Below are 23,759 nucleotides of genomic sequence, written 5' to 3' on the forward strand. Positions count from 1 at the left end.
CTCTCCCCCTGGTGGAAACACACAGGAGGGGGACCTTCCCCCCCCCCCCCCCCCCCCCCCCCCCCCCCCCCCCCCGCGTCACCTCATCGCCCGGAGAGGGGCACGGGCGTCACAGGACCTCGGTCTCACCGCGGGAGGTCTCGCCCCACAGCGTGTGGAAGCTTCCCTCGCGGTCGGTGCGCCGGTAGGTGTGGGCGCCGAAGAAGTCGCGCTGGCCCTGGGTGAGGGCGGCGGGCAGCCGGTCGGCGCGCAGGGTGTCGTAGTACGACAGGGCGGCCGAGAACGCGGGCACCGGAACGCCTCTGCGGGTGGCCGTGGAGATGACCTCGCGCCACGGGACCTGGGCGTCCTTGATCTCGGTGGCGAACCCCGTGTCGGAGAGCAGGCTGACCAGGCCCGGATCGACGGCGTACGCGGCGCGGATACGGTCGAGGAACGCCGCGCGGATGATGCAGCCGCCGCGCCAGATCTTCGCCACCTCGCCGAGGTCGATGTCCCAGCCGTACTCGGCGGCGGCGTCCAGGATCATCTTCCAGCCCTGGTCGTAGGCGATCAACTTCGATGCGTACAGGGCGTGTTCGACCTGGCTGGTGAACCGCTCGGCCTCGGTTCCGGACAGGTCCCAGTGGGTGCCGCCGGGCAGGTCGCGGTAGGCGGCACGCAGTCCGCCCTGGCTGGAGGCGGCGCGGGCGAAGGTCGCCTGCGCGATGGCGGTGACGGGGGAGCCGAGGTCCAGGGCGGTCTGCACGGTCCAGCGGCCGGTGCCCTTCTGCCCCGCGGCGTCCACCACGACGTCCACGAACGGCTCCCCGGTGGAGGCGTCCGTGTGCGCGAGGACCTCGGCCGTGATCTCGATCAGGTACGAGTCGAGGCGGCCCTTGTTCCAGCGCCGGAAGATCTCCGCGATCTGCGCCGGCGTGTACCCGCCGACGCGGCGGAGCAGGTCGTACGCCTCGCCGATCAGCTGCATGTCGGCGTACTCGATGCCGTTGTGCACCATCTTGACGAAGTGCCCGGCGCCGTCCGTGCCGATGTGCGTGGCGCAGGGCTCGCCGTCCACCTTGGCGCTGATCGACTCGAACATCGGGCCGAGCGAGGCGTACGACTCCGGGGAGCCGCCGGGCATGATGCTCGGCCCGTTGAGGGCGCCCTCCTCGCCGCCGGACACACCCGCGCCGACGAAGTGGATGCCGCGTTCGCGCAGCGACTGTTCACGACGCCGGGTGTCGGTGAAGTGGGCGTTGCCGCCGTCGATGATCACGTCGCCGGTTTCGAGCAGCGGGGCGAACTCCTCGATGACGGCGTCGGTGGCCGCACCGGCCTGCACCATGATCATCAGACGGCGGGGGCGCTCCAGCGCGGCCACGAAGTCCTCGGCCGACTCGGCCGCCACGAAGGCACCCTCGTGCCCGAACTCCTCGACCAGTGCCTTGGTGCGCGCTGGGGTGCGGTTGTGGACGGCGACGGTGTAGCCGTTCCGGGCGAAGTTGCGGGCCAGATTGCGGCCCATCACCGCGAGCCCTGTGACGCCGATCTGCGCGGTCGCCTTCATGGTGTGCTCCTTGGATCCGGATCTGCCTCCCCGCGTACCTGACGGGCGGGCAGACGACTGTCGCTGTGCCGATCAGTACGCACGACAGGGGTCGAGGTGTTCACCTTTTCGGGCAGGTGGTGCGCCGGATCGCGGCCGGGGTCTCCGGGCGACGGGCGGACGCCCGCGCTCCGGAACCGCTGGTCGCGATCGGACCCGGCCATTCCGGGTCGGGATCCCGGGTGCGGCCGGACGCTCCGGAACTCCGGCCGACGGTCAGGGAGTCAGCCGTTTTGGCGCAGTCGCCACCCGTGGTCCACCGGCCCGATGCCGGCGCCGAGCGCGAAACCGGCCTCGATCGCGGCGGTCACATACTCCTTGGCCCGTCGTACGGCCTCCGGCACCGAAAGGCCCTCGGCCAGGCCCACCGCGACGGCCGAGGCGAGCGTGCACCCGGTGCCGTGCGTGTGCCGGTTGTCGTGGCGCGGCGCGCGCAGCCAGTGCTCCGCCGTTCCGTCGGTGAGCAGATCGACGGCCTGCCCCGGCAGATGGCCCCCCTTCACCAGCACCCAGCGGGGACCGAACGCGAGCAGCCGGCCGGCGGCCCGGCGCATGCCCTCCTCGTCCTTCACCTTCACTCCGGTGAGCTGGGCGACCTCGTCGAGATTCGGGGTGGCCACGGTCGCCCGCGGCAGCAACAGGGTCCGTACGGCATGCAGAGCGTCGTCGGCCAACAGCCGGTCCCCGTGCTTGGAGACGCTCACCGGGTCCACGACGACCGGGGCGCCCACGTCGGACAGCAGCTCGGCGACCGTCGTGACCAGGCCGGGCGACGAGAGCATCCCGGTCTTCACGGCCTGGACGCCGATGTCGTCGACCACACTGCGGTACTGGGCGCGTACCGCCTCCTCGGAGAGCTCCCAAGCACCCTGCACACCAACGGAGTTCTGCGCGGTCACCGCGGTGAGCACGCTCATCCCATGGGCGCCCAGCGCGAGCATGGTCTTCAGGTCGGCCTGGATTCCGGCGCCTCCGCCGGAGTCGGATCCGGCGATCGTCAGGACGCGGGGCGGCGTGGTCATACGAGGTGTTCCTCTCGGGTACGGGTTCGGGCGCGAGGCCCTCGACCGGCGGAGCGACGGACAGCCCTCAGGCGCGGCGCCGCAGTCGCAGCGGGGCGTAGAGGGCGAGGGCGACGAGGAACGCCACGTAGTAGGAGAGGTCGGCGCCGTGCAGCGCGTCGGCCACCGGACCGACGTACAGGCCGGTGTCCATGAACGGCACGGCCGCGCCGAACGCCACGACGAAGGCCACCGACGAGGGCCATCCGGAGCGTGGACGGGAGATCTCGACGGCGACGTCGACCGGTGCGCCGCCGCGCTCCCGCCCGCGGGCGATCCAGTCGACGACGACGATCGCGACGAACCCGGGGATCCAATAGCCCACGAACAGCAGCACGTTCTGGAACCGGGCCGTGGTGTCGGCGGCGTGCATCCACAGCACCAGCGGGAAGCCGAGCGCGGCGGCCAGGGCGGCCGCGACCGGGCGCGGTATCCGCACGCCCAGGGTCTGCAGGGCGAGCGAACCGCTGTAGTCGTTCATCGCGTTGCTGCACACCGCCGCAAGGGCCACGGCCAGCAGCCCGAACGCGCCCGCCGTCCCGCCGCCCAGCAGAGCGTCCACGCCCGCCGCCGTCTGGTCGGTCAGCACCGACGCGCCCCACAGTCCGAGGACCTGCACGGCGACGAACGACACGACGAGGCCGAGCAGGGTGCACCAGAACATCCGCGGACGGGACGTCGTACGCGGCAGGTAGCGGCTGAAGTCACCGGCGTACGGCGCCCAGGACAGCGAGAGGCTGAGCGCGATGGTGCTGGTGAGCACGAACGCGCCCGCGCGGTCGGCGCCGGTCGCCGCCCCGGTCGCGGCGGGGTGGACGCCGTCGAGCATGCGCCAGGCGATCACCGCGAAGGCGACGGCGAGCACGAAGGTCATGACGATCTGCAGGCGGTGGATGGCCTCGTAGCCGAGGACGCCGAGAGCCCCCTGGGCGAGCATCATGACGAGCACGCCGAGCCAGAACGGCCAGCCGCACAGCCGCGCCAGCGCGTCCCCGCCGAACAGCCCGATCAGCGCGTCCCAGGCGACCGAGGACAGCCACTGGAGCATTCCGGGCAGCACCACCGCCCGGCCGAACGCGAGCCGTGCGAGCGGGAGTTGGCCGGTGCCGGTGAGGCCGCCCCAGGTGCTGAGGTAGGCGGTGGGCAGCGCGCCGAGCACGGTCCCGAGGACCACCGCCGCGAGGGCGGTACGGAAGTCCAGGCCCAGCGCGATGCCGATGGTGCCGGTGAACACGCCCGTCATCGTCAGGTTCGGGGCGAACCACACGGTGAACAGGCGCCCGGCGCCGCCGTACCGGTTGTTCTCGGGGACCGGCTCGATGCCGTGTCCCTCCACCCGCAGGTCGCCGGGTGCGGCGGGCATCCGTCCGTCGAAGACGGCGGGCCGGCCGTCGGCGGGCACCCCGCCGGAAACATGCGCCAAAGGCATGGAAGACATCCCTCCGCCAGTACGAACTGGTTCAGGTTCGACGGGTGTGATCTCAGCCCTCGGACGGGGCACCCCGTGTCCGGTACGACGGACACACTAACCGTTCCCGTGGGCCGAGCGGGAGTGGGGCCGGTGGCCCCGCCGTTCCTGGGCTCACCCGTCCGGACGACGGCTCCGGCCGCGGCCCCCCCGTTTCGTCCGAGGGGCCCGAACGGTCCTTTCGCAGCGCGGCGCGTGCCGCCCCTCGGTACTGTCGGAAGTGATCGCCGCTCGCTCTCCGCTCCCGGGTTCCCGGACCCCGGTGGCCGGGCGGAAGGAGGCAGAGTGCCGTGACCGTGATCTCCCTGAAGTCAGCGCAACTGCGGTACGGGCCCACCCTCCCGTACGCCGAGGCCGGTTACCCCAGTGGTACACCGGTCGTCTTCGTGCACGGGCTGGCCGACTCCTGGTGGTCGTTCGAGCCCCTGCTGAGGCGTCTTCCGGCCTCCCTGCACGGTTACGCGCCCACGCAGCGCGGTCACGGTGACGCCGACCGGCCCCCGGAGGGCTACTCTCCCGACGACTTCGCCGCCGACCTGGTGGCCTTCCTCGACGCCGTCGATGTCTCCCGCGCCATCCTGGTCGGGGCGTCCAGCGGCGGTGTACCGGCCCGGATCGTCGCCGGCGGCTATCCCGACCGGATCGCGGGTCTGGTACTGCTCGGCGTCCCCGGCACCCTCGCGGACAAGCCGGTGGTGGCCGCCATGGGAAAGAGCCTCGAAAACCTCTCCGATCCGGTGCCCCGCGCGTTCGTCGAGGACTTCATGGCCGGGACGGCGGCACGCCCGATCGCCCGCGGTTTCATCGAGACCATGATTGAGGAGAACCTCAAACTCCCCGCGTACGTCTGGCAGGAGACCGGCCGCGGCCTCCTCGACGCCGATCTCGGCGCGACCCTCGGGGGCATCCTGGTGCCCACCCTCGTCATCTGGGGTGAGCAGGACGAGTTCCTGCCCCGGGACGACCAGCAGACCATCCTGGACGCCGTCCACGGCGCCGACTTCCTCGCCTACGAGGACACCGGCCATGTCGTCCACTGGGAGCAGCCCGAACGCGTGGTCTCCGACATCGCCGCGTTCGCCGCCCGGATCGAACACCCCGGTACGTCTTCCGGCCCCGCCTGACCTCGCCGCCCGCGGGGTGAATGGCCGGTCGGCGAAGCCGCGTCGGACGCGAGTGGCGTGTCCGCCCTGCGTATCTGTAGCCGCATCCGTAGTCCACATCCGTAATCCGCATCCGTAGTCGGGCGAAGCGAGACCGCCCACGCGGTTGACGCGGTTGATGCGGTTGACGCGATCCGTAGCACCGGCGCTCCGAGCCGCATGGCATGCTCATGCTCCCCACAGGAAGGGATCACGTGCCATGAGACCGAGCCGCCGCTCCCTGCTCGCCGCCACCGCCGTACTGGGCACCGTCTTCGCCGTCCCCGCGCCCGCCGACGCCACCGAAGTGCCCGCCGCGGGCGCCTATTTCGTCCAGAGCGCCACCACGGGACTGAACGCCGCCGACAGCTCGGGGGCGATCGTCCAGCACAACCCCAAGGGCAACGAGGACCACCAGCGGTGGACCCTCCGCCCGAACGGCTCCTCGTCCGTGCTCGAAAGCGCCGACACCGGCGGCAGTTGTCTGGGCCGCGCGGGTGATCAGGCCCGGACCGTGTCCTGTTCGAGCGCCGACGCCGCGTGGGAGGTGACACCGGCCGGAGCCGATCAGTTCACGCTCAAGGCCCCCGGAACGGACCGGTACCTGACGGTCGCGGCGAAGCCCTCCGGCTCCAACTACCCGGCGCAGTTGGCGATCGGCTCGCCGGGCGCTCTGGCCTCCTGGTACCTGACACCGGTCGAGGCCGCGACCCGCCCCATGCCGCCCCAGGACCAACGCACCCTGGACCAGGTCACGTTCCTCACCGCCCACAACGCCTACGCCAACGGTGTCGACGGCGGATTCGCCCCGCCGTTCGTCAATCTGGTGCCCAACCAGACCCGGGGTATCAACCAGCAACTCGCCGACGGAGTCAGGGGGTTCATGCTCGACCTGCACCAGACCTCCGACGGCGCGATCCTCTGTCACGACAGCTGCACGCTCGTCAGCAAGCCGGTCGCGCTCTGGGTCGACCTCCAGCGCATGGTCGACTTCCTCAAGCAGCACCCCGACCAGTTCGTCACCGTGTTCCTGGAGGACTACGTCGACCCGGGCGTCCTGCGCGCCGAACTCGCCCGCGTGAACGGCCTGTCCGACGTCCTCTACCGTCCCGACCAGACCGGCGTGCGCGAGAACGGCTGGCCGAAGCTCGCCGATCTGACCGCCGCGGGCCACCGCCTGCTCGTCTTCACCGACCACAGCCGTTCCGCCGACGAGTCCGCCGGACTCACCCGGGACAGCTTCGGCGTCATGTACCAGCGCGAGTGGACCGTCGAGAACTACTGGTCCATGGGCTCGGGCCTCGGCTCCTCCGACTGGTCCTGCTACAGCCGCTGGTACGACGCGGGCACGAACGTACCCCTCACCCGCACCGAGCCGGGCTTCCGTCCCCTCTTCGTCATGAACCACTTCCGCGACGCCACGATCTCCGGAACGGCCGGCACGGACAACACCAAACTCGCCGACCGGGCCCGCCGCTTCTGCCAGCCGGCCGCCCGCAAGAAGCCCAACTACCTGGCTGTGGACCGCTACGACCTCGGCGACCCCGCCTCCGCGGTGAACACCCTGAACACCTACGTCTATCCGTAGCCCGGGCGAGGCCGTGCTACTCGCGGCGGCCTCACCAGCGGGGGCGTGGGCGGCCGTTCCGCAAGACGTGCGGTCTCCGGAGTCCCGTTTTCCGGCGAGCGGGGTACGGTGGGGGAACCGAGGGCACGTCGTACGCCGGTGATCGGGCCGGTCTCGTCCACGGCGCAGAACGACGCCGGGTGGCTCAATCGCCCGGAGCAGGTGCCGCCGTACGACGGCCGAAGGCGTTCGCCCACCACTCGGTTCCGCGGCGGCCGGACCCACTCGGCCCGCTCGAGCCACGCTGTGCGGGCCGACGCACGGACCCTGCGGCCGACGTCCACTCCGAGGCGGAGTGTCGAGCCGTCACCCGCACTTTCGCCGATGCCTTGTCGACGACGAGCAGAGCGGCAACGGGAACGCGGCTGTCGACCGAGGGCCCGCCCGCCCTGTACGAAAGCCTCCCAGCCCCCGGCCGTTCGGCTCGCATCGGGGCCATCGGGGCGGCGGAGGCCATCGAGTTCAGCGAGTTCAAGGAGTCCTGCCCGTCGCTCGGCGCGGCCGAGCCGTCCCGCTCGCCGCCGGGTCACGGCGCGAGCCATCGGTACGCCGAGGCGTGCCCCCAGAGCGGAGCTTCCATGGCCACTGTCCTCGAACCCCTGCCCTCCCTGCCTCTCGCCCGCGTACGACTGGCGCCGCACAGCGCCCTGCCCCGGCGCATCGACGGGGCATGGTGGCCCCGCTCGCGCGATCTCCTCGGTGAACTCCCGCTCCTGATCGGCGCGTTGCCGCGCATGTGGGGACAGATCACCGCCGTGAGCGTCAACACGGCGATGTGGCCGATGTCGCCCGGACGCATGCTCGTCGCCAACCACGTCGTGCTGCTGCGCAGGTCGGCCGGTCCGCATGGCCGGCACACCATCAGTCTGCTCAGCCAGGGCCGGGGCCGCAGGGACCTGCTGGTCGTGCCGCCGGAGGTCGACGCGGCGGACGCCGAGCCGCTGATGGCGGCCGCCGCGGCCGGCACCCGCTGACGAGCCGCGGCTCCGGCCGCGCGCGCCGCACACCGGCACGTGGGATCACTGGGGCGGCCTGCGGATCCACACCTCCCGAGCGGCCGCGCCCCGGCCGGAACCAACGTCCGGTCCGGAGTCCGAAAGGGCGTGGGAGTCGAGATCGCCGAGCTTCGACCAGCCCCAGGCGTGCAAGGTCTCCGCCGCCGCGCTCGCGCGGCCGTCGTCGCCGGACCGGTCCACGGCCGCGACGACCAGATCGGTGTCGAGTCGGGACAGCAGCCACTCACCCAGGCGTGTTGCGACGCCGGCGCGGCGGTGGGCCGGCAGGACCATCAACTCGGCCAACAGAAACGTACGTCCCGAGGCGGTGAGCTCCTCGATGTCCGTGGGCAGTTCTCCTCGAAAGCTCGACCACCAGTCCCCGGTACGGGCGATCGGGAACCCGTAGGCGCAGCCGACCAGGCCGCCCATGTCGGCGACCGCCATGTCGAAGGCGGGGCGTTGCACATGCTCCTCGAAGCGGCTCAGAAAGACCTGGCGGTCGCGGTATTCGGCCCCCGCGGCCCCGTGGTAGGCCGCGACATGGACGTCCGCGACGGCCTCCCGCTGCTGCTCGGCCTGCCATCGGGACAGCCTGCGCAAGTACACCTCTGCCATCTGGGCCTCTCCCCCCGGGGCCGTGGGAAAGACATCCCCGGACTCGGCATCGTGACAGCAGGAACCGACGGGGTAAACCAGGCATCCGGCGCCGGGAGCTCAGCCGGCCCCGGCCGGCGCCCCGGCTGCCGCGCCGGGGGCCGGACAGGACGGGGCGGGCGGAGAGTCCCGAAGGTGGTTGACCGACGGCTTGTCCGGGATGGTCCTCCCGGCCGGTGGGCTGCCGGTGACCGTGACGCTCATTTCGCCGTGATCAGGAGGCTGGGCCGGGCGGCGGCGGTCCGGTAGGAGGAGGCGTCGTCCCCGTCCTCCCAGACTTCCTCGGCAGCCTGGCCCCGGTCATCCACGGAATCGCCGTGGACGGCGTGTTCCGCGGCCACGAGCGCGCTCGCGGTCGTCGCGGGGCCGCAGCTGTCGCTCGCGGCGGTCATCAGTCGGCCGGCTGCCGCCGCACTGGCCTCCGGCGGTACCACCAGCAGGTTCCAGCTGCCCGTGGTGTGGGAGAGCAGCAGGATCTTGTGGGGGTCCAGCTCCGTTGTGAACCAACGGACCTTCACCAGGTGACCGTTGACGGGCACGCTGCTCGGGACGGCCGGCCAGTACGTCTGGTTGACGGCGATCCGGGTGATCCGTCCGGACAAGGGGTCCAGTACGTCGGCCAGAGCGGAGAGTTCGTGAGCCAGGTTCCGCGAGCGGGGCCACCAAGCACCGTCGAGAGAACCTCGGGACGTACCGACGCTCTTCAGAGCGAGACGAGCGGTCGGAGCCCTGAAGGGCGCGATCCGCAGCGGGGGTTGGTGGGTGGTCGCGGACATCGCGGGCACCTGTCTCCCGGCCGCCGCTCGGGGTGGCGGCCCGGTGTCGTCACTCGCCGAGAACGACACAGGCAAGGCGGCCGGTGTGCGAAGTACTCTCGATGCCTCCACGTTACTCCGAGGCCACGTCGGACGGACCGTGTCGAGGCACCGGTTCCGAACGCCGCCCACCACGCGGCGCAACAGTTCGCCCACGCTTGGCGCGGCACCCTCACGAGGCGTGACTCAACGGCTCCGGCGCAAACACGCCGGAGCCGCCCTTCCGGGCGGTTGCACGTGAGAGTGAACCAACCCAAGACCAACGGTACTGCGGTCAGTGCATTTCGGTCGGAGCGGGCCGTACGGCTTCAGTGCTCGTCGGGTCCCGGACCGGCCGCGCGGGTGTCGTCGTCATGGGTGAGGGCAGGGTTGCGCGGGGGTCCGAAGCGCAGGGTCGGCCCGCTGCTTCGGCCGCTGTCCCGGACCGGTCCGCGTCCCACGAGTACGGCCGTCGTGGCGAGGACGATCAAGGAGGCGATCACGACAATGAGCACGGCTGCCATTCCGCACTTCCTCCCGGAGAACTCCGCGTCGGTGGCGACAAGATGATGTTCGTGCGACGGATGCACCCCTCAAGGCCTTCGCGGTCACCGCCTGAAGGCCTGTCGCGCCTTCTCGCCCGCCTGCCTCAGGTTGCCGGAGACCCGTTCGGCCTTTCCCCGCCGTTCCAGTTTCCTGTTACGGGTGGCCCGGCCCAACGCTTCGGTGATCCAGCCCTTGATCTCTTGTGTCCTGTTCTTGACGGTTCGTCCAACACTCGTGGTCGGCCTCGTCGTTGAAGGTGGACTACCCGCGGCCGCGGTCGGAACGGATCCGTGTAAGGAGAGGGATCCGTGACATCGCCGAACCTCCGGATCGCGGGAGGATTTCTTGAATCCGCGGGGGCAGGGCGGAGGGGAAGCGGGAAACGCGTCGCCGGAACCATTCAGCGAGGCATGGCCTTACGCCACTTGCTGTCAGTGAACGCCCGGTGCCCTCCAGTGTCAACATGACGTCGGTACAGGGGAGTTCCTGGAGACGGCCCGGCACCGCTGGAGTGAAGGGGGCTGGGCCGTCACATCGACGCCGGTCCATCGGCATTTCCTCGACAGGTGTCAAGTGGCCATCGCCGTCCGGCAGTAGACGATGTGTCGCGCGCCTTCGGTGTCGTCAGGCAAGGACTACGCTGTGGGGAAAGGCCCCAGTCCCCGGTTCCGATGCTGTGTTCCGCTCTCGGGGAGGCCCGCTGTGTTCTTTCTGCTTCTCGTCCTGATCGTGGTCCTGTTCGGTTTCGGCTTCCTGAACCCCATCTGGTGGGTCGCCGCGGCTGTGCTGGTCTTCGGATCCACCCGTTACGGCCGCGGGGGCCGGCTCCGAGGCCGTGGTGACGGGTCGGACTTCGCTGAGTACCAGGACTACCGGGACCGCCGGGAACGTCAGGACCGCTGGGACCGCCGCTACAGCCGCCAGCACCGAGCGCGCTGGAACCGCGAGGACCGGCGGGACCGCGGCCGCCGCGGGTGAACCGACGCGGTGTCCGGACACCCGCTGCCGGTCATGCCTGTCGCGTGCCGAAGCCGCCGCGAGGCGAGAACACGTACGTCATGCCCTGTTCCGCTCGTCCTGCAACTGCTCTAGGCTCCCAACAGGGCAGACGGGACTTCGTGTCGGGTATCGACGGAACCGGCAAGTCCCCGCCCAGGCTCCCAGCCCCCGAGTCGCAATCGAGGCCGGCCGGAGCCGCATCGTCGGAGTACGCGGCTCCAGCTCCCGTCCTCCTGGCGTTTTCCACTCGGGGTGCTCCCGCAACCCCGCCGCCGCGGAGGGCAGCGCGTGAGGACACGATGGCTGGGGGGCCTCGCGTCCTCGCGACCACGGCCGCCGCCGCGCTCCAGCGGCGGCGGCTGTCCGGCCCATGAACCGGAGTCCGTGAACCACAGCCCGCGAACCGCCCCCGAGCAACCTGCGAACCACCGAGGCACCGCCCGGGATTCGCCGACGGGCTGCGCCCCAGGTCAGGACCGCAGGCCGGGCAGGGGCTCGGAGTCGTCGATGAACGCGCGGGCCAGGTCGGACAGACGCCGGTTGTGAGCGCGGGCGTAACCGCGCAGCGTGGTGAAGGCCTGCTCCATGTCGATGCCCCGGCGTTCGGCGAGCTTTCCCTTGGCCTGTTCGATCAGGACCCGGCTGTTCAGCGCGCTCTGCAATTGCTCGTTGAGGACGGTGCTGCGGTGTGCCGTGCGCTGCTGCAGCAGGCTGATGGTGGCGACGTCGGCCAGGGCCTGGGCGAGCGGCATGGCGTCCGGGTCGAACGGGCCGGGGCCGTCGCGAAAGAGGTTCAGCGCTCCGACGACCTCGTCCCGTAGCCGCATCGGCAGGGCCTGGACCGACCCGAACCCGCTGCGCTGGGCCGCCGCGACGAAGCGTGGCCAGCGGTCGGCCTCCGCGCTCAGATCGGCGACGATCACCGGGGCACCGGTACGGAAGCTGTCCAGGCAGGGCCCTTCGTCGTTCTGCAGCTGGAAGAGCTCCAGCAGGCGCACTTGCTCGCTGGAGGCGGCCATGACCCGGAGTTCGCCGTCGCGGTCCGCGAGCAGCACGCCCGCGGCACTCGCGCCGAGCATGCCCACACAGCGGTCGGTCAGCAGGCGCAGGAAATCGATCAGGTCGAAGTCGGCGACCAGGTTGTCCGCCAGCTCGACGAAGGTCTTGGCCAGGAGTTGCTGATTCATCGTGCACACCCTCTGTCGACTCTCATCCCGGCCCGAATGCGGGGACGGGAGGCGCAACTCACTTCTTGTCCGGTTTCCCGGATCGGTTCTCGGCCGAGATTCTCGGGTTCGGGTCCTGGTCCGGATTCCTTGGCGCGGTTCCCTGGTCCGGCAAAGGCGTCAGGCCTCGTCGTCGGTCTGGTCCGTGCCCGTGCCGGCAGGGAACGTGAGCCGGTGGGCGACCACGTCGGCGGCCACCGCGGCGAGGCGGCGTCCTCTGGCGTAGGCGTGGGCCCGCAGCCGGACGAAGGCGTCTTCGGCACTGACTCCGAGCTGGGCCGTGAGCATGCCGGTGGCCTGGTCGATCTCCGCCCGGTACGCGCCCAGGTCCTCGAAGCGACCGTCCGTCGACCGTTCGTCCGCCAGGCCCGCTTCCCCGTCGATCCGGGAGTCGAGCAGGACCAGAGTGGCGGTGTCGGCGAAGGCCAACGCGTCCGCCAGCTGCTCCGCGTTCAACCGGCCCGGGTCCTCGGAGTACAGGTCCAGCACTCCGGGGCTGATCGCCCCCATCTGCAGTGGGAAGGCGAAGACGGCGCGTGCCCCGGCTTCCGCGGCCGCGTCGGCGAACACGGCCCAGCGGTACTGCACTTCGGCGGTGAGCAGATCGGGCGTCAGTACGGCAGCGCCCTGGACGAAGGCATCCACGCACGGCCCCTCGCCCAGGGTGAGCTGGAGTTCCTCCAACTGCTCGCTGACATCATCGGTGCTGCACAACGGATGGCTTGCCGCGGATCTGGACATCGCGGAGAGTCCGGCCCCGCCGACCGGGAGCGCGGCCACGGCCGCGGTGCACACGTCCACCACGCCGACCCGGGCACCTCGGCGGGCCGCGTGCTCGGCGACCAGCGCCTGGATCCGGGCCGACCTGCTGTGGGACCTCACCCCGGCCACCGGGTCACAGCACACCGCCCGAGAGGACGGGTACGGGCGGAACCGGCCGACGCGGCGGGACCGGAGACCTCGTGGCCAGGGTGTTCCTCGGGCGAGACGGCCGATGTCCGAGCGGGGGGCCCACGAACAGGAGTGCGCAGCCGACGATGTCGACCATGAGAACCAGCGTTCGCGGTGGATGGTGCAGGCGGAGCGTCCCCCCGGCCGCGGTGACGCGCTGTGAGGCGTGGAGGAAGGCGTTGAGGCCGCTGCAGTCGCAGAAGGTCACCAGGGTGAGGTCGACATCGATCGTGCGGATGCCGTCGCGCAGACACGCTTCCACTGATGCGCGTACCAGGGGCGCCGTCCGCAGGTCGATCTCACCGACCAGTGTGATCAGTGCCCGTTGTTTTCGGTCGTGACGGTAGACGGCGAGCGGCGGAAGGGGCATGACGCCTCGGTTCGGAAGACCGTCCGGCAGGGGATTCGGCGGCGCCGGGATCCAGACGCCGCCCCACCACTTCCGGCAGCGGAGTACGTTCGGCGGAGGCTGGGCGACGGTCGACTCGCCGGCCTGTGCGGCAGGACTGCGGACCCACCCGGTTTCCTCCAGGGACGTGCCGGGCGACGGGCGAAGAGCCCGCTCCCCGTGGCGATCCGTGCTCGGCAACGACGTGCCGCCGGGGTCTGGGACGTCTGCACAGCAGGGTAGTCCTCGCCCGGCGGAACGGACGGTCGGTACAGGTCAATCCCAGCATGTGGACAGTTCCGAGGCTCGGTGTCGTGCCCATGTCTTTTGCATGGCGCGGCACTTGGGAGTCGGTACGGCCGGCCCGATGCCGTGAGATGCCCTACGACCGTTCCCCACGGCTCCGCGGACGGCATGCGAAACGTCGTGCCGTTCTTCGCCATCGCGGGAAACGGCGGCTCTCTGGGCCCCGAGGGCGGCGACGAGGCGGAGGTGATCGCCGCCGCCGAGGCGCACGAGGCGACGGCCGCCCAGATCCGGCTCGCCTGGACCCTTCACCAGGGCCCGCACGTGCTCGCCATCCCCGGCACCGGCAACCCCGACCACCTGGCCGAGAACATCGCGGCGGGCGCCCTGCGTCTGACGGACGCGGAGCTCGCCGGCCTCGACGCGCTGCACACCCGGTGTATCGGGGACGAATGACGCCGAGGGAGCCATTGCCCTGCGGGGCAGGGGCTGTTCCCGCCCGGCCCCGGCCCCGGCCCGAGCCCGAGCGCGGACTCGATCAGCGGGCAGCGGCGCGGTGACCCGACCCCGTCAGGTCCGTGCACGAGAGCGTCCTCCGGTCCGTACGACCCGCCCTGCGGCCACTTTCTGCAACAGGCTGTAGGCGAGCACCGGCAGCAGGACGTGCGGCCGGTCGGGCAGTGCCGTCGTGATCAGGACGGCACTGGCGCTGCTGTTGTTCATCCCGCAGGCCAGGGTGACCGACGCGCCCGCGGGTGCGTCGAGACGCAGCGCGCGGGCGGTGACCAGGCCCAGCGCGAACGACAGCCCGCAGACGGTGGCGGCGACGGCCACCGCGGCGGTGAACAGGACCGGCTCGGGATGGGCGAGGAAGGGGCCGAGGGCTCCGCTCGCGTTGACGTACGTCAGGAGCAGTGAGGCGAGTATCGCCGCGGGAGCCGCCGCCCCGAGCAGGAGGGCGGTGGGGCGGCGGGGCAGCACCAGCCGGCACAGGATTCCGGCGCCGCAGGGCAGCAGTACCCCCGTGAGGGCGAATCCGCTGCCCGCGGTCCGGGCCGCGTCCGCCAGTGAGCCCGCGTACGCGCCGTGCAGCAGTGGGCACAAGGTCGTCAGGGTCACCGGGAAGGTGAGCGGACTGACGATCGTGGACGCCAGTACCAGGCCCACCGCCGTCGGCTGACAGCCCTCGCCTTTGCCGGTCCACACCGTGGCCCCGGCCGCGACGGGCATCGCCACGATCAGGATCATCGCCGTGATCAGCCCGCTGCCGCCGTCGCTGTCGGGGGACTGCCGCAGCGCGAACGCGACCCCCGGGATGATCACCAGGGGCGCGACGAGGTGAAGGGCGAGGCCCGTCAACAAGGCGGTGGGACGGCCGAGAAGCACCCGCAGTTCGTTCAGCGGCACCTGCAGGCCGGCGGTGAACAGGACCAGGGACAGCAGGAACGGAGCTGTCCTGAAAGGGAGTTCGAGTATTCCGGCCGGGCCGAGCCAGTGAGTGCGGCGCAGCCACAGGCCCGGGGCGGGCACTGTCGCGGCGGCCAGATAGGCGATGCCCACCGCCCAGCCGAGATGCCTACGGAGCAGAGTGAGGGGGGACGTCGCGCTGGTCGTGGGGTGCATCGTGGCGCTCTTCCGTCGTGGGGCCTGGGCGGAGACGGGGCGCCGATATCGCGGAGAGAGCGCGGGGGAGGAACCGCGCGAGGACGTAGAAGAGCAGGCTCAGCCAGCAGATGGCGAACAGCCAGCCGCCGACGACGTCGGAGAACCAGTGCACACCCAGGTAGACGCGGGAGAGGCCGACCAGCACGGCCCAGCCGCCGATGAGCAGGACGAGGGTTCTCTTGCACTGCGGCGCCCGGGTGAGCACCGCCAGGATGAGCAGTCCGCCGGTGACGGCGGAGGTGGTCGTGTGACCGGAGGGGAAGGAGAAGCCCGAGGCGTGGGTGGCCCAGTCCGACATGGGGGGCCGGGGGCGGGCGACCAGTGACATCACGGTGAACCGCGCCGCCTGCGCGGCCGCCAGACAGCCCACGCAGGCGGCGACCGCGCGGACCCGCTGACGTGCGTTCCGTCCGAGGAGAAGCCCGGCCACGACGACCAGCGCGTACGCGGTGACTCCTGTGCCGGTGTACGTCACGCCGCGTGCCAGGGCGAGGGCCACGTCCGGGCGGTGCGCGAGCGACCAGGAGGCCAGCTCCTCGTCGCCGAACAGAGGGGCACCGTCGTGGCCGGTCACGATCAGCGTCAGCAGTACGAACGCGACCAGGCTTCCCACCGCCGTCGAACCGGCGATGTCGCCGGTGTCCTGGCGTTTCACGGCCGAGCCGGAGGGGCATCGGCCTCGCGCGAGGGTACGGCGGCCGGGGCGGCGGCGGACATGGATGTGGCCCCTTTCCACGGCAGGCGCGCACGCGGCAGGACACCTCGCCCGCGCCGACTCCATTGCCGTAATCGTCTACACAACTGTAGACGATTGGGGGACCGAGATCGTTCCCGTATCGCCCAACGAAGATCGCCGCCGCGCTCCCCGACGGAGACCGCCACCCTGTCCCCGGTGGAGAACGCCGCCGTAATCCCTGGTGGAGTCCGGCCTTGGGGCACATCCGTACAGCGGTTGACGCCAAGCCGGTGGTCATGGACTTGGGGCCCGCCGTAGACGGGCCTACCGCAGCTCGGAGTTCGGGTGGGGCTGGGCCTGGAGGCGGACGCGGACGGGCTCGGGTCGTATTGGCAGGCCGTCGTCCGCCGTGGCGGCCTCGGCGTCCGCGAGGGCCCGGTGGAGCGAGGCGACCGAGGGGTGCTTGCCCGCGTTCTTCCCGGTCCTGATGGTGAGCTTCATGGCGATCTCGGGGACGGGGACGCCCTTGTCCTTGAGCGCGACGGCGAAGGTCGGCATGTCGTCGTCGATGACCTTCGGCCGTCCGCCGTGGTTGCCCTTGGAGCCGGCGATGACCTGGCCGTCGAGGGTCTTCCCTTGGCCCGGGTGCTGATCTGCTCCTGGAAGACGTTGTGGCACTCCGCGCGGTGGAGGGCTTCGAGCCGGCTCGCCAGCTCCTGCCGGGCGGTCGATGTCCTCGCGTACCCGATCCGGACCGGGCGCTCGGCCCGGGGCGCGGGCACGACGGCGAGCGCCGGGCCCTGCTTCCACGCGCGGCCCGGGTGCCGGTCGGCGGGGACGAGGATCTTTGCGAACGGCGACCCGCGGAAACGTGGTCGCTGCGGGGGCTCTCGTAGAACTCTCACAGATGAACATCTGGGAGAATGCCCCGCGGTCCGCGCTCAGACGGTAGCCGCTTCGGAGCGGGCGGTGGTGGGGCGCCTGCCGCGCCGGTCGGCGAGGAGAGCGAGGGCGACTCCGATGCCGGCCCAGATGGTGAGGGTGAGGGCGGGGAGTCCGGCGCCTGAGCTGCCGAAGAAGGCGTTGGCGCGCAGGAGGCTGCCGGAGGCGCCCGGGGGGAGGAACTGTCCCAGGGTGGCCCAGCCGGTGGGGAGCCAGTGGGGTCCGGTGGCCAGGCCGGAGAGCGGGTTGCCCAGGAGCATCATCAGCGCGCCGCCGAGGGCGAATCCGGCCATGCCGAGGAGGGCCTGGAGGCCCAGGAGGGTGGTGGACAGGGCAGCCGTGCCGAGGGTGAGGCCGAGGGCGGTGAGCCAGTAGTTTCCGTCGACCGAGTGGGTGGCGAACTGGAGGACGGCGGCGATGGCGGCGCCTGCCACGAGGGAGAACAGGAGGGCTCCCGCGATGCGGGTGCGCAGTCCGCGGTGTCCGGGGAAGACGCTGCCGAGGATGAGGGCGGGGAAGATTCCGCCGAAGATCATGGGCAGGAGTGCGGCGGTCAGTCCTGCGCCGCGGGGGTCGTCCTTGGTGAAGGGCACCAGGTCGTGGACGGTGGCCCGGCTGGTGTGCCGTGCGGCGATGCTGTCGCCCAGTGCGGTGAGGGCGGCGGTGGCGGAGGGGCCGCCCGCGGTGGCCGTGTAGACGTCGACGTGGTGAGCGGTGACGGCGAGGCCGCCGGCTATGTCCCGGTCCTTGACCGCATCTTGGAGGGCGGCGGTGGTCGGGTAGAGGCGGACGTCCCAGGCGTCGCGGTCGGTGCTCTGCCGAAGGGCCTTCGTGGCCTCTTCAGGGCCGGTGACGCCGACGGGGACGCGGTGCGGGCCGCTGTGGAGCGAGGGCAGCGCGAAGGCGCACAGCATGGTGGTGATCAGGGCCGCCAGGCCGAGGACGACCAGAGTCAGCTTGCGCCCCGTAGCGGACAGGGTGTGGTTCGACATCGTGGATCTTCCGTTACTTCGGAGAGCGCGAAGAGGGCCGCACCCTTGGTCGACCGGGCTGTGGGAGGTGGACCGTACGGTCCTGCGAGCCGGATGCGGCGAGTACGGGTGGGCGGCCCGTACGCGGCTTGCCGGTCGGACGCCGGGGCGGCCCCGGCGTCCGACCGGGGGTTTCAGGCGCGGGCGGCCGCGGCGGCGACGATCCAGTTCCGGAACTCGACGGCGTAGTGCCGGAGGTGGTGGTCCAGGACCTCGTCCGGGCAGGTGACGGGGAAGTAGACCGTCAGGTTCGCGGTGAAGCCGTCGGCGGTGTCGCCGAACTGGATCAGCGCCCGCCCGACGACGGTGCCGTCGGCCAGGAAGAGGTTCGAGGACATCTTGCGCGGGAACTCCGACTCCGGGAGGAGCTCGTCAGCGTCCTCGGCCCAGGCCAGCTCGGCCGTTCCCCAGCCGCCCATGTAGAAGTCGGCGACGTGGGGGCCGATGTTCTCCACCACGCGCGCTCCGATGGAGTCGGTGCCCATCACGTAGTGCTCGGGGTGTGCTGCGAGGAGCGCGCGCTCGTCACCGGCGAAGGCCTTGTCCATCCAGGCGAGGAAGGCGCCGGAGGTGAGGCCCTTCGCCGCGAGCACGGTGGTGCCCGCCTTGAAGGTGCCGTCGGAGGTGCGGGCGCTCTCGCGCAGGAAGGCGTTGCCTTCCTCGATGGCCGCGGCCAGGAGGTCGAGGAGTCCCTGGCGTCCCAGCAGCGTCCGGAAGCGGTCCAGGGCGCGGCGGGCGTAGAAGAGCTCGAAGTCGTCGATGCTCCCGGCGCCGGCGGGTCCGGCCTCAAGCGTCACGGTGACGAGCGGGAGAGTCTGGTCGTTGGTCATGGTCGCACCTCCGATAAGATGCGAATGTGAATTCACGTTCGCATCGTGAGAATACGCCGAGGAGTGCACCAGTTGTCAAAAGGCCCTGTTGAGAGTGCCGTGGATACCATGCGGGACATGACCGAGGAGCTCGAGCGCCCAGCGTCCTACCGGGAACCCCAGCAGGCCCGCAGTGCCGCGACCCTGGCCCGCGTACTGCGGGCGGCCGAGGAGATCGCCTCCGCCTCCGGCCTGGAGGAGATGACGATCGCCGGTGTCGCGCAACGCGCCGGCGTCGCCGTCGGCACGATCTACCGCCGCTTCGAGGACAAAGAACAGCTGATCACCGCCCTGACCGAGCGGATGCTGGAGCGCCGCGAGGAGTACGTGGCCGAGCGGCTGCGCACGGCCGAGCCCTCGCTCTCCGGCGTCATGGACACGTACGCGCACGCCCTGCTGCAGTCCTTCGCCGACAGCAGCAGCCTCTTCCCCGAGCTGCTGCGCACGCGGGGGACCAGGTCACTGGACCGCGGGGCCCGCACCATCACCGAGCTCCACCGCCTCCTGCTCGACGCCGCAGCCCCGTACACCGACCAGATCCGCCGCTCCCAGCCCCGGCAGGCACTCGACACCGCGGCCCGCGCCATCCTCGGCGCCTGCTTCCACAATTCCGTGCGCCCCGATCCCGCCACCGGCGAAGCGGCCAGGCGCCGGTACGCGGACGAGCTCGGAGACATGGCGATCGCCTACCTCCTCACTCCCGACCGGCGTCGCAGCGCCGACACCTGAGCCGAACGCGCTGCCGCACGGCTCCCACGCCGCAGAGGTCGCCTGCACCCCGGATCGTCGTACTCCTGGTACTCGTAGGTGCCCCGGATCTCCCACGCGTGCTCGTACGCCGTCGGCTTGCGCTCGGTGTACTGCTTCACGCACGAGACGTCCTCGATCCCGAGCTGCTCCGCCAGGTACTCCACCACCACCCACGGGAGGTCGAGCGGGTCGTCGGGGGAGGAACCGGCCGATGTGGCGCACGGCGCACCTCTGGAGAGCGAACCCGGGCCGGCTGTGGTCACCGCGACGCTTCGCGACCGGCTTGCGGTCCTCGTCGTCAAGGACGAAGAACCGCTCCAGCTCCGGCCGGGTCGGCTCCTCGCCGAACCTCCCGTACGAAGCCGCCTGCTCGTCGGTCAGAACTCCACTGGCGTGGACCTGACGCTATTGGCGTCCGCAGCCGCTCAGGGATCTTCCGCCGAACCCCGTCGTCGGGCCGACCGCCCCTGTTGGACGCTCAAGATCACTGGCTTGGCGTTAACCGCTGTACGGATGCGCCCCATGGCCGGAGTCCCCGCCCTCCCCTCGGTGAAAGATCGCCTCCGGACCGCTCGGCAGGATGCCGTACCCTACGTGTTACGTATAACCCTGGAGAGGTCCGATGAGACGCATCGCCCTGGTCACCCTCGTCGTCGACGACTACGACGAGGCCATCCGCCATTACACCGAAGCCCTCGGCTTCCGCCTCGTCGAGGACACCCCGAGGCCCGACGGCTCCCGCTGGGTCGTGGTCGAGCCGGGGACGGACGGCGGCAGCGGACTGCTGCTGGCCCGCGCCAAGGACGATGCGCAGCGCGGCCGGGTCGGCGACCAGACCGGCGGACGCGTCGGCTTCTTCCTCCACACCGACGACTTCGCCCGCGACCACGCCCGGATGAGCGCCGCGGGCGTGACCTTCCTGGAGGAGCCGCGCCACGAGCCGTACGGCTCGGTCGTCGTCTTCCAGGATCTGTACGGCAACCGCTGGGACCTCCTCCAGCCCGCCGGCTGACCGGGATCCGGCACACCTTTTCGCATCTCGCAGTACTTGCCCGACCCGAAATCTCCCTGCCCGAATCCACCTGCCGAGGAACACCGCACATGAGCGCGCCCCGCATCGACATCGACACCATCCGCCGCCTGCCCAAGGCGGTCCTGCACGACCACCTCGACGGCGGTCTGCGCCCGGCCACCCTGGTCGAGCTCGCGGAGAAGGTCGGCCACACCCTGCCCACCACGGACCCGCAGGCGCTGGCCGACTGGTACTACGAGGCCGCCAACTCCGGTGACCTGGTGCGCTACATAGCCACCTTCGAGCACACCCTCGCCGTGATGCAGTCCCGCGAGGGCCTGCTGCGCACGGCCGAGGAGTACGTCCTCGACCTCGCCGAGGACGGCGTCGTCTACGGAGAGGTGCGCTACGCGCCCGAGCTGATGGTGAACGGCGGGCTCACCCTGCCCGAGGTCGTCGAGAGCGTGCAGGAGGGCCTCGCGGCCGGCATGGCCAAGGCGGCCGCCGCGGGCACCCCGGTGCGGGTCGGCACCCTGCTGTGCGGCATGCGGATGTTCGACCGGACCCGGGAGATCGCCGACCTCGCGGTGGCGTTCCGGGACGCCGGAGTCGTCGGCTTCGACATCGCCGGCGCCGAGGACGGCTTCCCGCCGGCCGACCACCTGGCGGCCTTCGAGCACCTGCGCGGCGAGAGCGTCCCGTTCACCATCCACGCCGGTGAGGCCCACGGTCTGCCCAGCATCCACCAGGCGCTCCAGGTCTGCGGTGCCCAGCGCATCGGCCACGGCGTGCGCATCACCGAGGACATCGTGGACGGCAAGCTCGGCCGGCTCGCGGGCTGGGTCCGCGACCGCCGGATCGCCCTGGAGATGTGCCCGACCTCCAACCTCCAGACCGGCGCGGCCGACTCCATCGCCGAGCACCCCATCACCGCCCTGCGCGACCTGGGCTTCCGCGTCACCCTCAACACCGACAACCGTCTGGTCTCGGGGACGACGATGACCCGCGAGATGTCGCTGCTCGTCGAGGAGGCCGGCTGGGGCATCGAGGACCTGCGCACCGTCACGGTGAACGCGGTCAAGAGCGCGTTCATCCCCTACGACGAGCGCAAGGCCCTCATCGAGGACGTCGTGCTTCCCGGCTACGCCCGCTGAACCAGTCCGCGTACGTAGGCGGCCTGTCCGACGTGCTGGAGATCGTCGGACAGGACGCTGACCAGGCGTACGCCCAAGGTGACCGGGGGGTCCCAGCGTTCGTCCACGACGCGCTCGAAGTCCTGGGCGGCCAGTCCGCCGACGAACGCGAGGGTCCGCTCGTGAACGGCGTCGTAGTAGCCGAGCAGCAGGTCACCCGACTCCACCCGTACCCGGGCGACCTTCGCCGACGTGTGGCCGTACCCCGTGTCGCGCAGCGGCAGGTCGAGCCCGAAGCGCTTGGCCCAGTCGTCGGTGAGCCAGACCTGGTCGGTTCCGGCGGCGTCGGCGACATGGTCGTCCTGGACGCGGGTGAGATGCCAGACCAGCCATGAGATCGAGTTGGCGGTCTCGCTGGGGCGGGCGTTGAGCTCGTCCGGCGGGAGGCCGTCGACGGCGGCATGGACTTCTTCCCGGATGCGGCTGAATCCGTCGATGAGGATGTCCTTGGCAAGCATGGACCCACCATCGCGCATCGCGCCCGTCCCTGCGTCCGGAACCCCGAGCGTTGGGCCCGCGGACACGAGCGCGACACCGGCCGCACAGCGGGCAGGCGTGCGCGGCGCCCGCGGCAGTGACGCGCACAGGTCGCGACACCTCGGCCCACCGCGACATGCAGGCGTGCGCGACACCCGCCGCAGTCGCGGGCTGGTCTGCGCGTCACCTGCCGCACCCGCGGGCTGGCGTGCGCCGCAGCCGGCACAGCGACGCGCGGAGGTGGGGACACCTCCGCCCACCGCGACACGCAAGGGCTCGCGGTATTTGCCTCAGCGGCGCCCGCGAAGGGGCGTCCGCGCGTCCGTGAGGCCCCGCCCGGGGTTCGCGCGCCTCCGCGACGCCTCGCCCGGCTGCCGCGCGACGCGGTCGCTTCGCGCGTCGGCCGCTGGTCCCGGCGGGCTCAGACGCCTTCCCGGGAGGTGTCGAGGAGCGTCATCAGGGCCCGCGCGGCCGGGCTCGTGGCCTCCGGGGGCGGGAGCATGGCGACGGTCTCGTACGACCCTTCGACGGGACCCTTGAAGGGGAGCGCGGTCAGAGCGCGGGCCTCGCGCTTGAGGCCGAAGTGGCGTGGTACGACGGCGATTCCGAGGCCCTCGTGGACGAGCTCCAGAAGGCTGTGGACGTCGTTGACCTCCAGGGTCACCGTCCGCTGCACGCCCGCCGCCGTGAACGCCGCGTCGGTGGTGCGCCGCGGACCCCAGTCGGGGTGGAAGTCGACGAAGGCCTCCTCGCCCAGTTCCTCGGGCGTCACCACGGCGGCGGTCGCGAGCCGGTGCTCCGGGTGACAGAGCACGGTCATCGGCTCACCGGCCAGCGGAACCGACCGCAGATGCTCGGAGTCGGCCCGCGTCCGCACGGCGAAGGCCAGGTCCAGACGGCCCGCCGCGACCTCCTCCGCCAGGGCTTCGGAACCCGCCTGCCGCAGCCGGATCTCCACGTCCGGATGGCGCCGCCGGAACGCGGCGAGCAGCTTCGCGCAGTGCACGCCCGCGATGCACTGTTCGGTGCCGAGGGACAGAGTGCCGCGCAGCACGCCCTGCACGGCGGCCACGGCGTCGTGCGCCGAACGCACCTGGGCGAGGATCCGCTCCGCCTCGACGAGCAGCGCGCGACCGGCCTCCGTGAGGGTGACCCGGCGGGTCGTACGGACGAACAGCGGCGCCTGAAGCTCCCGCTCCAGCGCGCGGATCGACGACGACAGGCCCGACTGCGACACCATCAGCCGTTCCGCCGCCCGGGTGAAGTGCCGGTCCTCGGCGACGGCGACGAAGTGCTGAAGATGGCGCAGTTCCATGAGGCACAAGGGTAAGGGCCCTGGTGAGGGCGCAGGCCCCATTGAGAAGCCGGATCGCTCAATGCCATCCGATCCTCCCGTTGGACCGCTGCCCCTGGGGCGCGCGAGAGTGGAAGCCTGTTTCCCCGGCCCCCAGGA

Annotated in this window: 23 protein-coding genes, 2 pseudogenes and 1 riboswitch; of the genes and pseudogenes, 8 read left to right on the forward strand and 17 right to left on the reverse strand. The window is 71.3% G+C overall.

The annotated features are described in order from the left end of the window. Window positions 1-109 precede the first annotated feature (109 nt). From gndA to ACZ6KY_RS20985, 3 genes are all read right to left on the reverse strand, one after another. Window positions 110-1,552, reverse strand: a complete 1,443-nt coding sequence (gndA, locus tag ACZ6KY_RS20975; RefSeq protein ID WP_469311784.1) for an NADP-dependent phosphogluconate dehydrogenase — start codon at window positions 1,550-1,552, stop codon at window positions 110-112. A gap of 263 nt (window positions 1,553-1,815) precedes the next feature. After that, complete coding sequence (thiD, locus tag ACZ6KY_RS20980) at window positions 1,816-2,613, reverse strand: bifunctional hydroxymethylpyrimidine kinase/phosphomethylpyrimidine kinase (RefSeq protein WP_469311785.1); 798 nt, start codon at window positions 2,611-2,613, stop codon at window positions 1,816-1,818. A 67-nt stretch (window positions 2,614-2,680) separates the two neighbouring features. Continuing rightward, window positions 2,681-4,081 (reverse strand): purine-cytosine permease family protein, encoded by a 1,401-nt coding sequence (locus ACZ6KY_RS20985; protein WP_469311786.1) that lies wholly within the window; start codon window positions 4,079-4,081, stop codon window positions 2,681-2,683. Further along, window positions 4,073-4,167, reverse strand: a riboswitch (TPP riboswitch). (Overlaps the previous gene by 9 nt.) 243 nt (window positions 4,168-4,410) lie before the next feature. Between ACZ6KY_RS20985 and ACZ6KY_RS20990 the strand changes: the two genes are divergently transcribed. From ACZ6KY_RS20990 to ACZ6KY_RS21000, 3 genes are all read left to right on the forward strand, one after another. Continuing rightward, the gene (locus ACZ6KY_RS20990; RefSeq protein ID WP_469311787.1) at window positions 4,411-5,244 is read left to right on the forward strand and encodes an alpha/beta fold hydrolase; all 834 of its coding nucleotides are present in this window, start codon (window positions 4,411-4,413) and stop codon (window positions 5,242-5,244) included. A gap of 238 nt (window positions 5,245-5,482) precedes the next feature. Continuing rightward, a complete protein-coding gene (locus ACZ6KY_RS20995) occupies window positions 5,483-6,850 on the forward strand; it encodes a phospholipase (RefSeq protein WP_469311788.1) in 1,368 nt (455 codons plus the stop codon). Window positions 6,851-7,467: 617 nt separating this feature from the next. Further along, a complete protein-coding gene (locus ACZ6KY_RS21000) occupies window positions 7,468-7,863 on the forward strand; it encodes a DUF5994 family protein (protein WP_469311789.1) in 396 nt (131 codons plus the stop codon). Between the two features lie 45 nt (window positions 7,864-7,908). Here ACZ6KY_RS21000 and ACZ6KY_RS21005 read toward each other — a convergent pair whose 3' ends face one another. The 3 genes from ACZ6KY_RS21005 to ACZ6KY_RS21015 all read right to left on the reverse strand — a co-directional run bounded on the left by ACZ6KY_RS21005 (window position 7,909) and on the right by ACZ6KY_RS21015 (window position 9,859). After that, window positions 7,909-8,502 carry a GNAT family N-acetyltransferase gene (locus tag ACZ6KY_RS21005; protein WP_469311790.1) on the reverse strand — a complete coding sequence of 198 codons (594 nt, stop codon included), beginning with the start codon at window positions 8,500-8,502 and terminating at the stop codon, window positions 7,909-7,911. 239 nt (window positions 8,503-8,741) lie between these two features. Continuing rightward, window positions 8,742-9,317 (reverse strand): DUF5994 family protein, encoded by a 576-nt coding sequence (locus tag ACZ6KY_RS21010; RefSeq protein WP_469311791.1) that lies wholly within the window; start codon window positions 9,315-9,317, stop codon window positions 8,742-8,744. A gap of 347 nt (window positions 9,318-9,664) precedes the next feature. Next, window positions 9,665-9,859 (reverse strand): hypothetical protein, encoded by a 195-nt coding sequence (locus ACZ6KY_RS21015; protein WP_469311792.1) that lies wholly within the window; start codon window positions 9,857-9,859, stop codon window positions 9,665-9,667. A gap of 724 nt (window positions 9,860-10,583) precedes the next feature. Here ACZ6KY_RS21015 and ACZ6KY_RS21020 point away from each other — a divergent pair. Further along, entirely contained in the window at window positions 10,584-10,859 is a 276-nt protein-coding gene (locus tag ACZ6KY_RS21020; protein ID WP_469311793.1) for a hypothetical protein, read from the forward strand. A gap of 491 nt (window positions 10,860-11,350) precedes the next feature. Here ACZ6KY_RS21020 and ACZ6KY_RS21025 read toward each other — a convergent pair whose 3' ends face one another. The 3 genes from ACZ6KY_RS21025 to ACZ6KY_RS21035 all read right to left on the reverse strand — a co-directional run bounded on the left by ACZ6KY_RS21025 (window position 11,351) and on the right by ACZ6KY_RS21035 (window position 13,427). Further along, entirely contained in the window at window positions 11,351-12,067 is a 717-nt protein-coding gene (locus tag ACZ6KY_RS21025) for a GAF and ANTAR domain-containing protein (protein WP_469311794.1), read from the reverse strand. Between the two features lie 159 nt (window positions 12,068-12,226). After that, window positions 12,227-12,988 (reverse strand): ANTAR domain-containing protein, encoded by a 762-nt coding sequence (locus ACZ6KY_RS21030; protein ID WP_469311795.1) that lies wholly within the window; start codon window positions 12,986-12,988, stop codon window positions 12,227-12,229. Window positions 12,989-13,001: 13 nt separating this feature from the next. Further along, window positions 13,002-13,427 carry an STAS domain-containing protein gene (locus ACZ6KY_RS21035; RefSeq protein WP_469311796.1) on the reverse strand — a complete coding sequence of 142 codons (426 nt, stop codon included), beginning with the start codon at window positions 13,425-13,427 and terminating at the stop codon, window positions 13,002-13,004. Between the two features lie 444 nt (window positions 13,428-13,871). Between ACZ6KY_RS21035 and ACZ6KY_RS21040 the strand changes: the two are divergent. After that, window positions 13,872-14,147 (forward strand): annotated as a pseudogene (locus ACZ6KY_RS21040) (aldo/keto reductase); the annotation flags it as partial. A gap of 114 nt (window positions 14,148-14,261) precedes the next feature. Here ACZ6KY_RS21040 and ACZ6KY_RS21045 read toward each other — a convergent pair. From ACZ6KY_RS21045 to ACZ6KY_RS21065, 5 genes are all read right to left on the reverse strand, one after another. Further along, window positions 14,262-15,314, reverse strand: coding sequence for a bile acid:sodium symporter family protein (locus ACZ6KY_RS21045; protein WP_469311797.1), 1,053 nt, complete (start codon window positions 15,312-15,314; stop codon window positions 14,262-14,264). Next, the gene (locus tag ACZ6KY_RS21050; RefSeq protein WP_469311798.1) at window positions 15,268-16,011 is read right to left on the reverse strand and encodes a phosphatase PAP2 family protein; all 744 of its coding nucleotides are present in this window, start codon (window positions 16,009-16,011) and stop codon (window positions 15,268-15,270) included. Before ACZ6KY_RS21050 ends, ACZ6KY_RS21045 begins: the two co-directional genes overlap by 47 nt. A gap of 345 nt (window positions 16,012-16,356) precedes the next feature. Beyond that, window positions 16,357-16,710, reverse strand: coding sequence for a hypothetical protein (locus ACZ6KY_RS21055; protein ID WP_469311799.1), 354 nt, complete (start codon window positions 16,708-16,710; stop codon window positions 16,357-16,359). 263 nt (window positions 16,711-16,973) lie between these two features. Beyond that, window positions 16,974-17,966, reverse strand: a complete 993-nt coding sequence (locus tag ACZ6KY_RS21060) for a hypothetical protein (RefSeq protein WP_469311800.1) — start codon at window positions 17,964-17,966, stop codon at window positions 16,974-16,976. A gap of 173 nt (window positions 17,967-18,139) precedes the next feature. Beyond that, window positions 18,140-18,835: a hypothetical protein gene (locus ACZ6KY_RS21065; protein ID WP_469311801.1), complete on the reverse strand. Its 696-nt coding sequence runs from the start codon at window positions 18,833-18,835 to the stop codon at window positions 18,140-18,142. A gap of 117 nt (window positions 18,836-18,952) precedes the next feature. Here ACZ6KY_RS21065 and ACZ6KY_RS21070 point away from each other — a divergent pair, with 117 nt between their 5' ends. Beyond that, entirely contained in the window at window positions 18,953-19,603 is a 651-nt protein-coding gene (locus ACZ6KY_RS21070) for a TetR/AcrR family transcriptional regulator (protein ID WP_469311802.1), read from the forward strand. A gap of 29 nt (window positions 19,604-19,632) precedes the next feature. On the opposite strand, the pseudogene ACZ6KY_RS21075 reads toward ACZ6KY_RS21070, so the two are convergent. Beyond that, window positions 19,633-20,005, reverse strand: a pseudogene (locus tag ACZ6KY_RS21075) (DUF4158 domain-containing protein); the annotation flags it as partial. Between the two features lie 241 nt (window positions 20,006-20,246). On the opposite strand from ACZ6KY_RS21075, the gene ACZ6KY_RS21080 reads away from it, so the two are divergent. Together ACZ6KY_RS21080 and ACZ6KY_RS21085 are read left to right on the forward strand one after the other, a co-directional pair. Next, window positions 20,247-20,636, forward strand: a complete 390-nt coding sequence (locus ACZ6KY_RS21080; RefSeq protein ID WP_469311803.1) for a VOC family protein — start codon at window positions 20,247-20,249, stop codon at window positions 20,634-20,636. Between the two features lie 89 nt (window positions 20,637-20,725). Then, window positions 20,726-21,790: an adenosine deaminase gene (locus ACZ6KY_RS21085; protein WP_469311804.1), complete on the forward strand. Its 1,065-nt coding sequence runs from the start codon at window positions 20,726-20,728 to the stop codon at window positions 21,788-21,790. Here the strand turns inward: ACZ6KY_RS21085 and ACZ6KY_RS21090 are convergent. Together ACZ6KY_RS21090 and ACZ6KY_RS21095 are read right to left on the reverse strand one after the other, a co-directional pair. Next, window positions 21,778-22,287: a mycothiol transferase gene (locus tag ACZ6KY_RS21090; protein WP_469311805.1), complete on the reverse strand. Its 510-nt coding sequence runs from the start codon at window positions 22,285-22,287 to the stop codon at window positions 21,778-21,780. The two genes, ACZ6KY_RS21085 and ACZ6KY_RS21090, sit on opposite strands and share 13 nt — an antisense overlap. A 440-nt stretch (window positions 22,288-22,727) precedes the next feature. Further along, the gene (locus tag ACZ6KY_RS21095; RefSeq protein WP_469311806.1) at window positions 22,728-23,621 is read right to left on the reverse strand and encodes a LysR family transcriptional regulator; all 894 of its coding nucleotides are present in this window, start codon (window positions 23,619-23,621) and stop codon (window positions 22,728-22,730) included. Between the last annotated feature and the right edge of the window lie 138 nt (window positions 23,622-23,759).

The sequence above is a fragment of the Streptomyces sp. NPDC042002 genome, assembly GCF_055588305.1.

Bases quoted from the DNA above. Each gene is read 5' to 3' on its own strand.
- ACZ6KY_RS21005 (WP_469311790.1), bottom strand. From the start codon at position 8,502: ATGGCAGAGGTGTACTTGCGCAGGCTGTCCCGATGGCAGGCCGAGCAG.
- ACZ6KY_RS21095 (WP_469311806.1), bottom strand. From the start codon at position 23,621: ATGGAACTGCGCCATCTTCAGCACTTCGTCGCCGTCGCCGAGGACCGG.
- ACZ6KY_RS21080 (WP_469311803.1), top strand. From the start codon at position 20,247: ATGAGACGCATCGCCCTGGTCACCCTCGTCGTCGACGACTACGACGAG.
- ACZ6KY_RS21090 (WP_469311805.1), bottom strand. From the start codon at position 22,287: ATGCTTGCCAAGGACATCCTCATCGACGGATTCAGCCGCATCCGGGAA.
- gndA (WP_469311784.1), bottom strand. From the start codon at position 1,552: ATGAAGGCGACCGCGCAGATCGGCGTCACAGGGCTCGCGGTGATGGGC.
- ACZ6KY_RS21000 (WP_469311789.1), top strand. From the start codon at position 7,468: ATGGCCACTGTCCTCGAACCCCTGCCCTCCCTGCCTCTCGCCCGCGTA.
- ACZ6KY_RS21035 (WP_469311796.1), bottom strand. From the start codon at position 13,427: ATGCCCCTTCCGCCGCTCGCCGTCTACCGTCACGACCGAAAACAACGG.
- ACZ6KY_RS20995 (WP_469311788.1), top strand. From the start codon at position 5,483: ATGAGACCGAGCCGCCGCTCCCTGCTCGCCGCCACCGCCGTACTGGGC.
- ACZ6KY_RS21045 (WP_469311797.1), bottom strand. From the start codon at position 15,314: ATGCACCCCACGACCAGCGCGACGTCCCCCCTCACTCTGCTCCGTAGG.
- ACZ6KY_RS21010 (WP_469311791.1), bottom strand. From the start codon at position 9,317: ATGTCCGCGACCACCCACCAACCCCCGCTGCGGATCGCGCCCTTCAGG.
- ACZ6KY_RS21065 (WP_469311801.1), bottom strand. From the start codon at position 18,835: ATGACCAACGACCAGACTCTCCCGCTCGTCACCGTGACGCTTGAGGCC.
- ACZ6KY_RS21015 (WP_469311792.1), bottom strand. From the start codon at position 9,859: ATGGCAGCCGTGCTCATTGTCGTGATCGCCTCCTTGATCGTCCTCGCC.
- ACZ6KY_RS21060 (WP_469311800.1), bottom strand. From the start codon at position 17,966: ATGTCGAACCACACCCTGTCCGCTACGGGGCGCAAGCTGACTCTGGTC.
- ACZ6KY_RS21070 (WP_469311802.1), top strand. From the start codon at position 18,953: ATGACCGAGGAGCTCGAGCGCCCAGCGTCCTACCGGGAACCCCAGCAG.
- thiD (WP_469311785.1), bottom strand. From the start codon at position 2,613: ATGACCACGCCGCCCCGCGTCCTGACGATCGCCGGATCCGACTCCGGC.
- ACZ6KY_RS21085 (WP_469311804.1), top strand. From the start codon at position 20,726: ATGAGCGCGCCCCGCATCGACATCGACACCATCCGCCGCCTGCCCAAG.
- ACZ6KY_RS21025 (WP_469311794.1), bottom strand. From the start codon at position 12,067: ATGAATCAGCAACTCCTGGCCAAGACCTTCGTCGAGCTGGCGGACAAC.
- ACZ6KY_RS20985 (WP_469311786.1), bottom strand. From the start codon at position 4,081: ATGCCTTTGGCGCATGTTTCCGGCGGGGTGCCCGCCGACGGCCGGCCC.